Raw genomic sequence first — 12,258 nt, forward strand, 5'->3', positions numbered from 1 at the left:
ATAAATAGTCATAGTGTGTTATGAAATTCTCATTTCCATTAAACTTTGAATGAATATTCCTTGTAGTCTTTAAATCCACGATAACTTTTTTCTGAGGGTTATATATATCAAACATGGCTTTCCATGGAACTCCGAAAAGCTCTGCTGTCTGAATAACTTCCTTTTGGCCTTCTCTTGCTTGTTTAACTAATTCATCATCCTTTAGAGTATTAATCATTTTATCCGCAATTAAAAATGTTGATTTTAGTTGGCCTTTAGTTTTGCCCCTAGAAGAATACATTTCAGGGTGTTTGGTTTTAAACTCTTCTAAAGTTCCTTCACTCCATGCATGAACATAACTACCTAATAAAAGAGCGTCTTTGTTGTCGTCTTCCCATTCACCATTGAGCTTTGCTATTGTTTTGGCTTCACACTTCTTAAAGGACTTAAACAAGCTCACGGACATATATTCTTTGTCATTTTCTGGTGTAAAATAATTTTCTTTAGTTACTGGCATTTACTCACCTACTTCCAAAAGTTCTGGATTTTGAAAGATATTACCTATAACTTCGACATATTTGTGTGGTACATCATTATCAAAGAAACAATCTGTACCATATTCTTCAAATAGGTTATATACTAAATGGAAATTAGAATATAAATATAAATCATTTCTGTTTTGCTTATATAATTCAATAGGAATAAAAGCATATGCTCCTATATCATCAAGGAATATACAAACTGATAACATATTTTGTTCTTTTACTATGTCACCCTCAAAAACCTCTTTACCATTTTTATCTTTTAGCCCTGTATATTGCATTAATTCAAATTCAACGCCATCATGTTCCATATTCCAACCATAAGGCAATATTTTTCCTGTTTTAAAGCTCATTTTCTGAACTCCAAACATCTTATGTTTTTCTTTATGCCATGCTCTAAATTTAATTTCCCTCAACGTTCTCACCTACCTCGGAAACATCTTCTTCAACCTCTGCATTAGCTTCAACTATTTTATCCTCGTCAATATCTTTTTTATCAAAGTTTGAAACCTCGTGTTGTTGATTTTCGAACTCAAAATCGGAAGTTTCATTGTAAACTTTTTTACACTCAACGCTATCAAAATCAAGTTCTATAAGCTTACATAATCTTCGGAGTACGGTTTTCTTGTACATTTCCCCTGGTGTCTTTGTCCATGCTGGGCTGTTTGGAGCTTTAGAAAAGTTCTTCCTTGTATTCTCAATTTCTTGTTTGGCCATTGTTTCATAAAGCATACTTCCATCTTGGAAGAGGCACACTGCAAATGCCCCTATAATCTCACCATTGTTAAATGGTACTGGCGTAAAGTTTATGGTTTGTTGGCCATTAACAATAGCCTCTTGAAAATCGTCACCCTGCCTTACTATTTTGGCGTATATGTCCTTTATTGGACTGAAGCTGTATTTTTTAGCAAGTTTAATTTCACCCTTATAATCTGTTTGAAATTGCAAATTATCTTTATATGGTATTGCGTAACATTCCTTATTAAAGAAGTCTAACCCTAGAAACGCACCCTTTAGCATTGTCCTTGCTACAGTTATAGGTTGACATTGTTCAATCCCCTTAGTATCCTGTAAGACCGTCATACAGTTCTGTAAGAACCTCGCCTTATTAAAATCCTTTGGTAGTGCCTCCTGCTTAGTCTCTAGTAATTTATTTAACATTGTGTGGCTTTCACTTAAAACCACCATTTTTTTATCTGCCATATTATCCCTCCTAAATTATTTCCTCTTCTTTTATGTCCTTTCCAACTGTTTCTAAATAACGATCTTTTAATGTGTTTCTTATAAAATCTCTATCGCCCATAGAAAGAGTTAGCATACTTATTTCAAAAACCTCGCCATCCTTTAGACATTCAGCTGTGATGCAAGTTACATCTGAATGTCTTGTGATGTGTAATATCTTAAATTTCAAATGATCCATGCTATATCAATCCTCCTTACAAGTAAATTTCAATTCATCATCCTGTGGATCATAAGCAACCTTTTCAATATAATATTCAGGATTCTCAACATCATAAAGCTTGTACCCTGCAACATTCAGCATTTGAATTTGGCTATTAATTGTTGCCACTAATGCTGTAAATGGCCTGTTTATCTCATTTGCTGACTTACTCATTTTCTTCAGCTTCTTTGGGCATTTCGTAAGGTATTTCATACCCTGTAGGATCAATTTCCAGTTCTTCATTACCTAAAAGCTCTATAGATAAATTCAACTTTACAGGATAGTCCTTATAATTCTTTAACTTAGGAAGGTTATTCCTAACAAGTTTTCCTAGGTCTATACCGTTTATGCTTGCACCATAATCATTTACTTCTAACAAACAATTTTCTGACTTTATATTTAATTTTTTCATTTTCATTCCTCCATTTAATTTTTAAGTACTTTTTGAATCTTCTATTTTTCAACCTCTTGGTCTTCTTTAAACCTAGGTAACTTATCCTCTAATTCTTGCTTAACTACAGGTACGCCAACTAATTTAACAAAAACTCTAGTTCTTGGAGTACTGAACCATGTGAGTCTTTGATCATTTAGCTTTTTCTCAAGTTTTAAAAAAGCCATTCTTTTGCTACTAGCTCTTGAATATAATTTAAAATTTTCACAATTTTCCATATACACAAGGTACAGACAATCGCCAACTTGACTATCTATTTCTGAATTGATTAAATTATTAACAGTCACATCTAACGTTTTCGCCAAACATTCAATTTCATCAAGCCTTATGCGATATTGAACAGCCTCAATTCTACTCAATCTGCTTAATCTTATTTTTGCTTTTTTAGCTAGTTCTCCTTGAGTTAACCCCAACTCTTTTCTTTTATTAACAATATTTATTGCAATATCACAATAAAAATCGTATCCTATTTTTTCTAAAGTCTCGTCTTCATAAAATTTCATTTCCATTCCTCCATTTGACTTATTTCCAATCCTATATTAAGATTGAACTATCGAATTTTTTATTTTTGACCCTCTGCAAAGGGTTCTTTTTTTACTTCAAAACTAAGATTGCAGGCACTATTTGTGCTCTTACAAGCATTAGGGCAATTTTTATTTTTTGTACAATAAATACAACATAAAGCTTCTTTTAACCCCCTTGGGTATCTTCCAACCTTACAATAAATCAACTTACCACCACCCTCTTTATTACCTTATAAGCTCTTAGAGCTATACGAGATACTTCATTTAAGCTTGTCCTTTTACCAAACTTAATGCGGCTCTCCCTTATATCATCCGTTGTTATTTGTAAAATTTCTTTAAACTCCTGGTCGTTTACTTCAATGCCTCCATTCTCAAATAATTTTCTTAGCATGATCTGACCTCCTTTAGTATTTTGGCTATATAGTTTTGTGGAACTCCTGTTCTTAAGCTTATGTTTCTATATGATTCTCCCTGTTCCTTAAGCTGTATCACTTCCTTTCTCATTATCTTTGTTACTCGACCAAATTTTTTCAATTCCTTTTCACCTTCTTTCTAAATGCCTTTAACCTCCTAAATGTGGCATTCATACTCATTCCATACATTTCACCAATAGCTCTGTATGTGAGACCTTGACCTCTTAATCTTTCCATTTCCATTAAATCTTTGGTTGTCAGCTTTACATACTTTTCCTTTCTGCCTGTAATTCTCTTTCCAGCATCTAAAATTTGAAATGCCTGCTCTACAGTAACCGGAAATTGGCTTGCTATTATTAAGGCATACCAATTCTCATTCAACTCTTTTTCCTCCTTTCAATTTCTTTCCTAACTATTGCAATCCTTGTGCTAACTTTCTGACCTTCTCTTTCTTCCTTAATTAAACTTGCAAGCAACATATACAATCTGAAAAGTTTGGTCTCATTCAAACCTTTCCTGAATTCTTTGCTTTCTACTGACTGCCTATACCATGGCTTGTCCTTATTCATGATTAATCACCTCCAAAAAATTCTCCAAACTATTATATCCTTGTAACCACTTAAGGCAATCGTTTAAATCTTTAAAACCTTCTGTCCATGCGTCTCCTGTCTGATTGTCTATGGCTGTAAATCCTACCTTGTCCAATACTAAAAACTGACCTATAGGCTTTCTAGTATCAATTACCTTACTTGCTTCTTTTTCTGAAATTATTTTAATCATTTTGTATCACCTGCCTTTATTAAATCATTCATGATTTTTTTAGTAACACTTTCTACTATAGGTTTGTAATATTCTTCTTCAGACATATCAACGTTTTCTATTATTTGAGAGCTGACTAATTTACCTGTTTTTCTATCAAGTATTTTCCTTGTAAGTTTATACAAATTCATCACATCCCCTAATTATTTAACTTCAATATCTTTTATGGATAACTGACCAGAAAGTATTTGCCTCCTAGCTTTTATTTTTTTCTTAGATTCATTCAACCCCTTATATTTCTTATTTAATTGGCTTTCTATAGCCTCAAGAGCATTAAGATTTTTAGTTTTATCTACATTCACATATTTAGAAACACCATCATCCTTGTAATTAAAACAGGTTCTTATCCCCTTATCATCCTTATACCTTCTCATTAAACTATTGGCAGTTCGCCTCAAAGCTTGATTCCTGAGCTTTTTAATATCAAAAATATAATGTGGCCTTATTAATTCCATTACAGCATCCGTTGTTATTTCTCCAAGTTCGTCCATCTGCTCAAGTATTACTTCCCTTGCTTTTTTTTCAAGACTAGAATAATTACTCATTTTTTTTCACCCCTTTGAAATAGTTTTGTATTCTCATCAAGTTCTTAAGTGCCATGTCAATATCTTCAAGCTCTATATTGACTTCCTGCTGAGTTTCCAATATACAGTTCCAAGCCATTAATGAATCCTCACTTGTACTTAACATTGTCACTTTATAAATAGTATCCTGATATTTTTTACAGTGTTTAAGGCATTTATCAAATTGTTCTTCAGTTAGATTATTAAAATCCTCAATCCCAAAAATATGCTTTTCCTTTGTTTTTCTGAATTTATCAAGTACAACTGCATTTTCAGGTAATGATTTTTCAAGCTCCTGCTGCTTTTTCTTTTCCTCCTTCTCATGTTCCTCTTTTTCAAGTTCTTCCTGATATTGTTTTTCAAACTGTTCATTTTTCTTTTTAGCCTCTACAGCTGACTTAGTAAGAACATAGGCGTTATTTATTGTCAGATCTCCAGCCTTGACTTGCTTTTTAATATCCTCTGGAGCCTGTTCCTCTATAACCTCAACTTTATGAATTGTGTCATGGCTTACTCCTGCTATTTTAGCTAATTCTTCTCTAGTATCTATAGGCTTAATACCTTTATCAGATTTCTGGCAAACCTTTTTATCTTTTGTCCGTTCCGCAGATTTCTGCAAAACGGTATTTTGCTTCAAAGTTGATAATTGATTTTCCTTTGCTTTAGCTTCTATTACAGGCTTGAACTTAAGAGCTATTTGAGCTAATTCATATTTGTTAAGATTTCTTCTATTTTTTTGGTTACTCCAAGCCCATTCCATAGCTTCAAGCTTGTCTTTAAAATCCATTTCTGTTAGGTCAAAAGGTATATTGTTTTTAGTGCAAATATCATACCTATGATGTCCATCTACTAAAATGTTGTTCCAAACCACTAAAGGAGTTAAGCAGCCATTTTTTATAATGTCTTTTTCAAGTTCTGATTTCTGTTCTTCTGTTAGTGGTGGCAATAAGTGTTTAAATTCAGTTTCAATTTTTATATCACTCAACTTTATATTTCTCACTTCCTTTTACTGTTTGTCCCCTTATGGTAAAATTTTGTTGAAAGGGGGTGTTTTTATGCCACAAGTTATTTCATCTAAATATTTGACTTTTGAAACCTTATCTCAACTTTTTAACAAAGAAAATCCTAATAACGATGATGGTGTTGCTCTGCTAACTGTATCTGGCTTAATTATTGGAAAGTTAAAAACTAAATTACAGTACAACGAAAGTTCTACAACATTAGTTCAAACAATAGATAGCATGAAAAGTCACATTACATCAATTAATACAAAAGATTTATTACAATCTTCTAATGATTCTATGATTACTGTTGAAGATGGTTTTTTAATTTTTCAAAATCAAATTGTTAAAGTTCCAGAAATCACTGTTTTTTGCGATAGTGTGACTGCATTTTTTCCAGTGAACGTTGCACATACTCTTGAAACTCTGGGGTATTCTCAACCTTACTGCCTATAGCAATTAAATTCCAACCGTTGCTATCACTATTAGTAACGGTTTCTTTTTTCTTAAGTTTTGTAAGTGAGTGAATCAAACTTTCTATTCTTACAGAAGTATCTGCAAGAACATTAAGTGTTCTTTCTGTGTAAGTAACATTTTCTTTTCTGCTTGTAACCTTCTTAATTAGTTCTTCTTGGACCTCTTCCAATTCTACGATCTGGTGCTCTAAAACTTTTACATAATCCATTTAATTTTCATCCTTCCTATTTTTTATTTGCCATTGCGGCACTATTGAAATGTAATATGTTTGATATGACGTGATAAGTTTTTTTTGGAATGACTAACTTTTGAATTGCTATTTTTTTAATTCTTTTAACTTACCTCTCTTTCCTCATTCAGTTTAAATACTCTTTCTACCCTCTCGCCCAACGCTGACGATATTTTCTGCATAGCTTCCAAGCTTGGATTAGTTCTTTTGCCTTTAGCTAAGTAGCATATATATGCTGGTGTTAATCCTGCTTCTTTAGCTATAAAACCATAGCTGAGACCTTTTTTTAATCTTATTACATCTATCCTATTCAACTTATTTCCTCCTTTTGTTTATCTGTGAGATAATAATATCATTATCTCACAGATAACGCTAATCTTATATTATCCCATAGATAATGATAAAAGTAAAATATTATTATCTTACAGCTAATTTCTCAATTTTTCTTTATTTTCTATTGATTTTTGTTAACTGTGAGATTATAATATTATCCATAAGATAATTGTTTATAAAGTGGGTGAACAGATTGAATGGAGAAAAAATAAAAAATATAAGATTATTTAAAAGATTAGGATTAAATGAAACAGCTAAAAAGGCTGGAATTAGTGGGAGTTACCTTAGTAATATTGAAAAAGGAATAAAAACTAATCCATCTACTGAAACATTACAAAAAATCGCTGATGCTTTAGGCGTTTCTGTAAATGAATTTTTCGATAGTGAAAATATAAGTAATGACAATATTAATAATACTAAACCTGAATTAAACAAAAGGGATTTAAGAGATATAGCTAAAGATGTTGATTCCATTATGGATAAATTGGATAAAAAAGAAGATGGACCAACTTATTATAATGACATAGAAATGAAAGAAGATGACAAAGAATTATTTCGGAGCGCCCTCGAATTAGCTTTAAAAACTATAAAGGTAAAAAACAAAGAAAAATATACTCCTAAAAAGTATAGAAAATAATAAAGGGGATGTTTGAGGATGCACTCTAGGATAAAAACAATAGTACGGGCTCTTGTAACAAAATATAAGACAAACAACGTGTACGAGTTAGCTAAATGCCTTGGTGTTGTTTTAGTAGTAACTAATTTAGGGTCTTCATGCGCTGGCTCATATATGCACTTACACCGTAGTAAAACTATATTTTTAAATTCTATCCTAAATGAATATGAAAGAATTGTTGTATTAGCTCATGAAATAGGACATGCTGTATTACATGAAAAAACTAATTGCTATTTTATGAAAAGTAGGACATTGTTTTTAACATCTAAAATAGAAAGAGAAGCTAATTTATTTGCCTCTGAATTCTTGATACAGGATGATATTTTAAATAAATACGAAGGATATACATTAGATGAAATAGCTCAAGCTGAAAATATTCTACCTGATTTATTAAAATTAAAGTTTGACATGATTTAAGAAAGGTGGCACGCATGTAGGTACTATATATTTTTTTAATTTCAAGTAGAACATAAGTTTGTATTAAAGGAGTTGATATTATGATATTGGCAGCCGCATATTGCAGGTTTTCGTCTGATAATCAAAGAGAAGAAAGTATAGATGCCCAAATAAGGGCTATAAAGGAATATGCCAAACATAATGACATTGAAATAACTAAAATTTATATAGATGAGGCAAAATCCGCTACAACTGACGATAGACCTCAATTCTTAAAAATGGTAGAAGATAGCAAGCTGAGAACCTTTAATGCTGTAATAGTACATAAATTAGATAGATTTTCTCGTAACAGATATGATTCTGCTGTCTATAAGAAAAGACTTAAAGATAATGGTGTAACGCTTATTTCTGTGCTTGAACATTTGGACGGAAGTCCTGAAAGTATCATACTTGAATCTTTGCTTGAAGGTATGGCTGAATATTATTCAAAAAATCTTGCAAGAGAAGTTATGAAAGGTATGAAAGAAACAGCGCTACAATGTAAACATACAGGTGGCAGTCCTCCCCTAGGTTATGATGTTAATCCAGATAAGACCTATGTAATAAACGAAACTGAGGCACAAATCGTAAAACTTATATTCAAAATGTATGTTAATGGATGTAGTTATACTAAAATAATTAACAAATTAAATATAGAAGGATATAGAACTAAAAAAGGTAAACCTTTTGGTAAAAATAGCATATATTCTATTTTAACAAACGAAAAATACAGTGGCACTTATGTATTTAATAGAAGCTCTAAAAAAATTAATGGGAAACGGAATAATAATAAATCAAAGTCAGATGATGAAATCATTAGAATTAAGGGCGGTATGCCTCGAATCATATCAGATGAAGTTTGGAATACTGTTAAAAATAAGATGATTGTTAATAAAAGGAAAAGTGCTTCGTATAGTGCAAAAGAAATTTACCTACTAAGTGGAATTATTTTTTGTGGTAATTGTGGTGGTGCTATGGTTGGTAATAGAAGATATGCAGGTAGAAATAAGACTTTATATTGTGCTTATGAATGTTCAACACGTAAAAGAAATCACACCTGTAATGCAAAATCTATAAACAAAGAATTTGTTGAGGATGCAGTAATAAATCAATTAATTCATGATCTTTTCACTCCCAAAGCAATGGATAACATTATTGATAAAATACTTAACTATGCTGGGACTCAATCAACTCAAATAAAAAGTGATATAAAACAATTTGAGAATGAATTAAATAGTATACAGCTTCAAATTGATAATATTGTTAATGCTATAGCTAATGGTATGTTTCATCCATCTATGAAAGAGAAAATGGATAATTTAGAATTTAGAAAATCAAAAATTTCCATGGAATTAGAAGAGGCTAAAAGGCAAGAAAAAACTAACTTACCGTCAAGAGAGTTAATTAAAGCTTATATACAAAAAGATGCTGATATAAAAGAAAAATCCCCTGGAGAACAAAAACATATAATACAAACATATGTAAAGAAAGTAATTGTATATGAAGATACTATTGAAACAAATACTATTGTGGATTTAAAATCGTGTCCCTCGCCTCCACCATACATAATGACCGTACTGGAATCCAGTACGGTTTTTTAATACAAGTTTATTGAATAAAGTAATTAGTGAAAGTATATAATTATTAATACCATATTGTAAATAGTATAGACTAGAAAATTTATAAAATAAATGATTTTAAATTGTGCAATGTATTATAATATAAATATAAAAAAGAAAAGCATTTGTTGATTTGAAAACTCAATAAATGCTTTATTTTTTATATTTGGAGGATCATAAGTTGATTTTTGTTTTGGAATTCTTAAGCGGAATTGTGGAAAGAATTCAGTCCCCAATAAACATATTGACTATACGTATACAATAACAAAAAAACGAATAGCAACGTTTCGTTGACAAATTTTCAGCACTTTTTGGTAGACTGCAACCTTTCATTTTCTATATAATTGAAGAATAGAGGGGGCGAGTTAATGAGCATATCTGAAAGATTACAGAAGTTAAGAAAATATGAAGGATATTCGCAGGAACAGTTAGCAGAAAAATTAGGAGTAACAAGACAAGCAATATCGAAATGGGAAAGTAACCAAGGTAAGCCAGATATCAATAATATTATTAAATTAAGTGAAATTTATAATGTTAGTACGGATTATTTATTAAAAGGTAAGGAGCAGATAAGTAAGCCAATAGAAATTAATTCTAAAGAAAATAAGGAGAATATTAAATCCGGAAAAACGTTTAATAAACTTTTATTTATTGCTGGTATTTCTGCTATTGCAATTCTGTTTCTTTTTACATTTACTTTTTTAGTAAAAACATTTTTAGGAGGTCATTAAAATGAAAACAAAATGTTTTTTAGTACTTGTTTTTGTATTTACAGTTTTATTATCTGCTTGTGGAAATTTATCAGTTGATGGCAATAAAACGACTGGTTTGTCATCAGAAAACTCTCCCAAACAAACTATACGAATTGCTTTTGAAGCACTAAAAAATGGGGATTCCAAGAAATTCAATCAACTTATTCAATATAAAGAGCGGCGGGAAGGTGTTCTCATATATAAGGATAATAAGCTTTTTGGCAATAATTTAGATGGCAAAGGGAAAGAGCTTATAAAGAGTACTTTTTCCAATTTTTCTTATGATATAGGGAAAGTGAATGAAAACAAAAATGTCGCAACAGCTCAAGTGAAAATTACTAACCGTGATTTATCAAATGTATATAAAAATATACCACATTATAAAGATGCAGATAATCCACTTATTGAAGCAATTAAAAATTCTGATAATAAAATGGTTACAACTAACTTGAAAATAACTCTTAACAAAACGGATGAGATGTGGAAAATTGAAATGGATGCGGCTTTGGCTGATGCTCTTTGTGGAGGTCTATTGGCTAAGTGGTAATAATAAAAATACCGTTTTTTATGGGAACATCTATTCAGTTACTCCTTCTCTACAAACATCAAATAAGAGGCTTAAACCTTCTCATCCAATTACTCATGTGATTTTGCTCTGCTATAATTATTCACTTGTTATAGTCATGTTTCATCATTTAATATTTCTACCTATTAACATATTAACTAGTTCTTTAACTTTGAGATTTTTTTGACTATGTTTATTAATAACTGCGCCTAATATAGCCGGAATACTAGGTGTAATCGGAATTAAAACAACATTATTAGCTAAATAAGAACTAGCTTGTTTACGTGTTATTAAAGCAGCAGTACCTTGGTTAGCTTGTACACAACTAAAAATAGTTTCTGGCCTACCCCTAAATATAATATTAGGAACAATACTATGTTCTTCAAAGAAAGTCTTACATAGATTAGCTACGCATGTATAAGATTCCATTAGCATAAGAGGAGTATTTTTTAATTGTTCTGTAGTAACATAATTTAATTGGGCTAAAGAGTTATCCTTATTAACAGCTAAAACGATTTCGTCTGTAGAAATAGGAATAAAGAAATTTTTACTATTAGCTAGATTTTGTTCATGCCAATAAGTTAATGCTATATCAAAACTATTACTTAGCAATCTGCGAAATAATTGCGGTTCTTCTAACTCTATAATATTGATTTTGAAAGAAGGATTCTTTAATTTAAATTGATTTATTGGAACATATAAGCCAAAGTAACCTATAAAAGGCAAAGATATTACTGTTATTCTATTTTTGTATCTAGGCTGCAACTTTTGTGCCATATATTTCAAACGACAAAATCCTTCTAATAACTGTCTAGCTTGAGGTAATAATTGCTTTCCTTCATCTGTTAATTCAATACGTCTATGCTGGCGATTAAAAAGTTGAATACCTAATTCATTTTCTAATGCTTGAATCTGTTTGCTAATAGAAGATTGAACAATATTTAGCTCCAAGGCAGCTTCTATGTAACTACCAGTATCTACTATAGTTACAAAATACCTCAATTGGTCTTCCGTCATAATATCTCACCTGCTTTATTTTTAAATTAATTATTTTAATTAGGCAATTTATTCTGAACTAAGTTTAATTATATAATATTTCAAAATTCATTACAATAATGCAACTACCGGTATCTATTATAGTTATCAATGAATCTTACTTAGTGGGAAAAGCAGATATTCCACATCTTTGATTTGGTGATAATCGCTTCCTCTTTAGAGTTTTGTTTCTCCCACTAAGTTAGATGAATTATCTAGGGGCGTAGCTACTGTTATCTCCAACTTTGGTAGAAGCTGGAGTATTACAGTAGATAGCCATCAGATAAAATATGCTAATTAGTCCCCTACCATAATATTTTTCTTATTCCATTTCTGAATTAGTTACATAATATTTGGAATTGATTGAAGCTGCTATTTTTTGATACTATTTTAACAAAGGTACC

At 30.9% G+C, this 12,258-nt stretch carries 24 protein-coding genes; 6 read left to right on the forward strand and 18 right to left on the reverse strand.

Translation table 11 applies throughout. The annotated features are described in order from the left end of the window. From CLCOS_RS03450 to CLCOS_RS03510, 16 genes are all read right to left on the reverse strand, one after another. Window positions 1–496 (reverse strand): PD-(D/E)XK nuclease-like domain-containing protein (locus CLCOS_RS03450; RefSeq protein WP_193756602.1); only part of this gene is annotated, 496 nt, incomplete at its 3' end. Beyond that, on the reverse strand, window positions 497–937 hold the full coding sequence (locus tag CLCOS_RS03455; RefSeq protein WP_063601965.1) for a YopX family protein: 441 nt from the start codon (window positions 935–937) through the stop codon (window positions 497–499). After that, window positions 924–1,724 carry a RecT family recombinase gene (locus CLCOS_RS03460; RefSeq protein WP_063601966.1) on the reverse strand — a complete coding sequence of 267 codons (801 nt, stop codon included), beginning with the start codon at window positions 1,722–1,724 and terminating at the stop codon, window positions 924–926. Before CLCOS_RS03460 ends, CLCOS_RS03455 begins: the two co-directional genes overlap by 14 nt. A 10-nt stretch (window positions 1,725–1,734) precedes the next feature. Further along, entirely contained in the window at window positions 1,735–1,941 is a 207-nt protein-coding gene (locus CLCOS_RS03465) for a hypothetical protein (RefSeq protein ID WP_063601967.1), read from the reverse strand. Between the two features lie 6 nt (window positions 1,942–1,947). Next, the gene (locus CLCOS_RS03470) at window positions 1,948–2,136 is read right to left on the reverse strand and encodes a hypothetical protein (protein ID WP_063601968.1); all 189 of its coding nucleotides are present in this window, start codon (window positions 2,134–2,136) and stop codon (window positions 1,948–1,950) included. Continuing rightward, window positions 2,129–2,374 carry a hypothetical protein gene (locus tag CLCOS_RS03475; RefSeq protein WP_063601969.1) on the reverse strand — a complete coding sequence of 82 codons (246 nt, stop codon included), beginning with the start codon at window positions 2,372–2,374 and terminating at the stop codon, window positions 2,129–2,131. Before CLCOS_RS03475 ends, CLCOS_RS03470 begins: the two co-directional genes overlap by 8 nt. 41 nt (window positions 2,375–2,415) lie before the next feature. Beyond that, the gene (locus CLCOS_RS03480) at window positions 2,416–2,916 is read right to left on the reverse strand and encodes a helix-turn-helix domain-containing protein (RefSeq protein ID WP_063601970.1); all 501 of its coding nucleotides are present in this window, start codon (window positions 2,914–2,916) and stop codon (window positions 2,416–2,418) included. A gap of 59 nt (window positions 2,917–2,975) precedes the next feature. After that, window positions 2,976–3,143, reverse strand: a complete 168-nt coding sequence (locus CLCOS_RS22255; protein ID WP_156496388.1) for a hypothetical protein — start codon at window positions 3,141–3,143, stop codon at window positions 2,976–2,978. Then, the gene (locus tag CLCOS_RS03485) at window positions 3,140–3,328 is read right to left on the reverse strand and encodes a hypothetical protein (protein ID WP_063601971.1); all 189 of its coding nucleotides are present in this window, start codon (window positions 3,326–3,328) and stop codon (window positions 3,140–3,142) included. The genes CLCOS_RS22255 and CLCOS_RS03485 overlap by 4 nt, the downstream gene beginning before the upstream one ends. Then, entirely contained in the window at window positions 3,322–3,471 is a 150-nt protein-coding gene (locus CLCOS_RS22260; RefSeq protein WP_156496389.1) for a hypothetical protein, read from the reverse strand. The genes CLCOS_RS03485 and CLCOS_RS22260 overlap by 7 nt, the downstream gene beginning before the upstream one ends. Next, complete coding sequence (locus tag CLCOS_RS03490) at window positions 3,468–3,731, reverse strand: hypothetical protein (RefSeq protein ID WP_063601972.1); 264 nt, start codon at window positions 3,729–3,731, stop codon at window positions 3,468–3,470. The genes CLCOS_RS22260 and CLCOS_RS03490 overlap by 4 nt, the downstream gene beginning before the upstream one ends. Next, window positions 3,728–3,919 (reverse strand): hypothetical protein, encoded by a 192-nt coding sequence (locus CLCOS_RS03495; protein ID WP_063601973.1) that lies wholly within the window; start codon window positions 3,917–3,919, stop codon window positions 3,728–3,730. Before CLCOS_RS03495 ends, CLCOS_RS03490 begins: the two co-directional genes overlap by 4 nt. Beyond that, window positions 3,912–4,130, reverse strand: a complete 219-nt coding sequence (locus CLCOS_RS03500) for a hypothetical protein (RefSeq protein WP_063601974.1) — start codon at window positions 4,128–4,130, stop codon at window positions 3,912–3,914. The genes CLCOS_RS03495 and CLCOS_RS03500 overlap by 8 nt, the downstream gene beginning before the upstream one ends. Continuing rightward, complete coding sequence (locus CLCOS_RS22265) at window positions 4,127–4,300, reverse strand: hypothetical protein (RefSeq protein ID WP_156496390.1); 174 nt, start codon at window positions 4,298–4,300, stop codon at window positions 4,127–4,129. The genes CLCOS_RS03500 and CLCOS_RS22265 overlap by 4 nt, the downstream gene beginning before the upstream one ends. Before the next feature lie 12 nt (window positions 4,301–4,312). Beyond that, a complete protein-coding gene (locus CLCOS_RS03505; RefSeq protein WP_063601975.1) occupies window positions 4,313–4,714 on the reverse strand; it encodes a hypothetical protein in 402 nt (133 codons plus the stop codon). Next, window positions 4,707–5,717 (reverse strand): hypothetical protein, encoded by a 1,011-nt coding sequence (locus CLCOS_RS03510; RefSeq protein WP_153042903.1) that lies wholly within the window; start codon window positions 5,715–5,717, stop codon window positions 4,707–4,709. Before CLCOS_RS03510 ends, CLCOS_RS03505 begins: the two co-directional genes overlap by 8 nt. 70 nt (window positions 5,718–5,787) lie before the next feature. Between CLCOS_RS03510 and CLCOS_RS03515 the strand changes: the two genes are divergently transcribed. Continuing rightward, window positions 5,788–6,189, forward strand: coding sequence for a hypothetical protein (locus tag CLCOS_RS03515; protein ID WP_063601977.1), 402 nt, complete (start codon window positions 5,788–5,790; stop codon window positions 6,187–6,189). 354 nt (window positions 6,190–6,543) lie between these two features. On the opposite strand, the gene CLCOS_RS03520 is transcribed toward CLCOS_RS03515, so the two are convergent. Next, the gene (locus tag CLCOS_RS03520; RefSeq protein WP_063601978.1) at window positions 6,544–6,753 is read right to left on the reverse strand and encodes a helix-turn-helix transcriptional regulator; all 210 of its coding nucleotides are present in this window, start codon (window positions 6,751–6,753) and stop codon (window positions 6,544–6,546) included. 212 nt (window positions 6,754–6,965) lie between these two features. Here CLCOS_RS03520 and CLCOS_RS03525 point away from each other — a divergent pair, with 212 nt between their 5' ends. The 5 genes from CLCOS_RS03525 to CLCOS_RS03545 all read left to right on the forward strand — a co-directional run bounded on the left by CLCOS_RS03525 (window position 6,966) and on the right by CLCOS_RS03545 (window position 10,801). Beyond that, on the forward strand, window positions 6,966–7,409 hold the full coding sequence (locus CLCOS_RS03525; RefSeq protein ID WP_063601979.1) for a helix-turn-helix domain-containing protein: 444 nt from the start codon (window positions 6,966–6,968) through the stop codon (window positions 7,407–7,409). Between the two features lie 18 nt (window positions 7,410–7,427). After that, a complete protein-coding gene (locus CLCOS_RS03530; protein ID WP_063601980.1) occupies window positions 7,428–7,865 on the forward strand; it encodes an ImmA/IrrE family metallo-endopeptidase in 438 nt (145 codons plus the stop codon). An 80-nt stretch (window positions 7,866–7,945) separates the two neighbouring features. Next, the gene (locus tag CLCOS_RS03535; protein WP_063601981.1) at window positions 7,946–9,484 is read left to right on the forward strand and encodes a recombinase family protein; all 1,539 of its coding nucleotides are present in this window, start codon (window positions 7,946–7,948) and stop codon (window positions 9,482–9,484) included. Between the two features lie 386 nt (window positions 9,485–9,870). After that, window positions 9,871–10,233 carry a helix-turn-helix domain-containing protein gene (locus CLCOS_RS03540; protein ID WP_063601982.1) on the forward strand — a complete coding sequence of 121 codons (363 nt, stop codon included), beginning with the start codon at window positions 9,871–9,873 and terminating at the stop codon, window positions 10,231–10,233. A gap of 1 nt (window position 10,234) precedes the next feature. Next, window positions 10,235–10,801 (forward strand): hypothetical protein, encoded by a 567-nt coding sequence (locus CLCOS_RS03545; RefSeq protein WP_063601983.1) that lies wholly within the window; start codon window positions 10,235–10,237, stop codon window positions 10,799–10,801. Window positions 10,802–10,945: 144 nt separating this feature from the next. On the opposite strand, the gene CLCOS_RS03550 is transcribed toward CLCOS_RS03545, so the two are convergent. Next, window positions 10,946–11,836, reverse strand: a complete 891-nt coding sequence (locus CLCOS_RS03550) for a LysR family transcriptional regulator (RefSeq protein ID WP_063601984.1) — start codon at window positions 11,834–11,836, stop codon at window positions 10,946–10,948. Window positions 11,837–12,258: the final 422 nt, after the last annotated feature.

The sequence above is a fragment of the Clostridium coskatii genome (genome assembly GCF_001675205.1).
Lineage (GTDB): Bacteria > Bacillota > Clostridia > Clostridiales > Clostridiaceae > Clostridium_B > Clostridium_B ljungdahlii.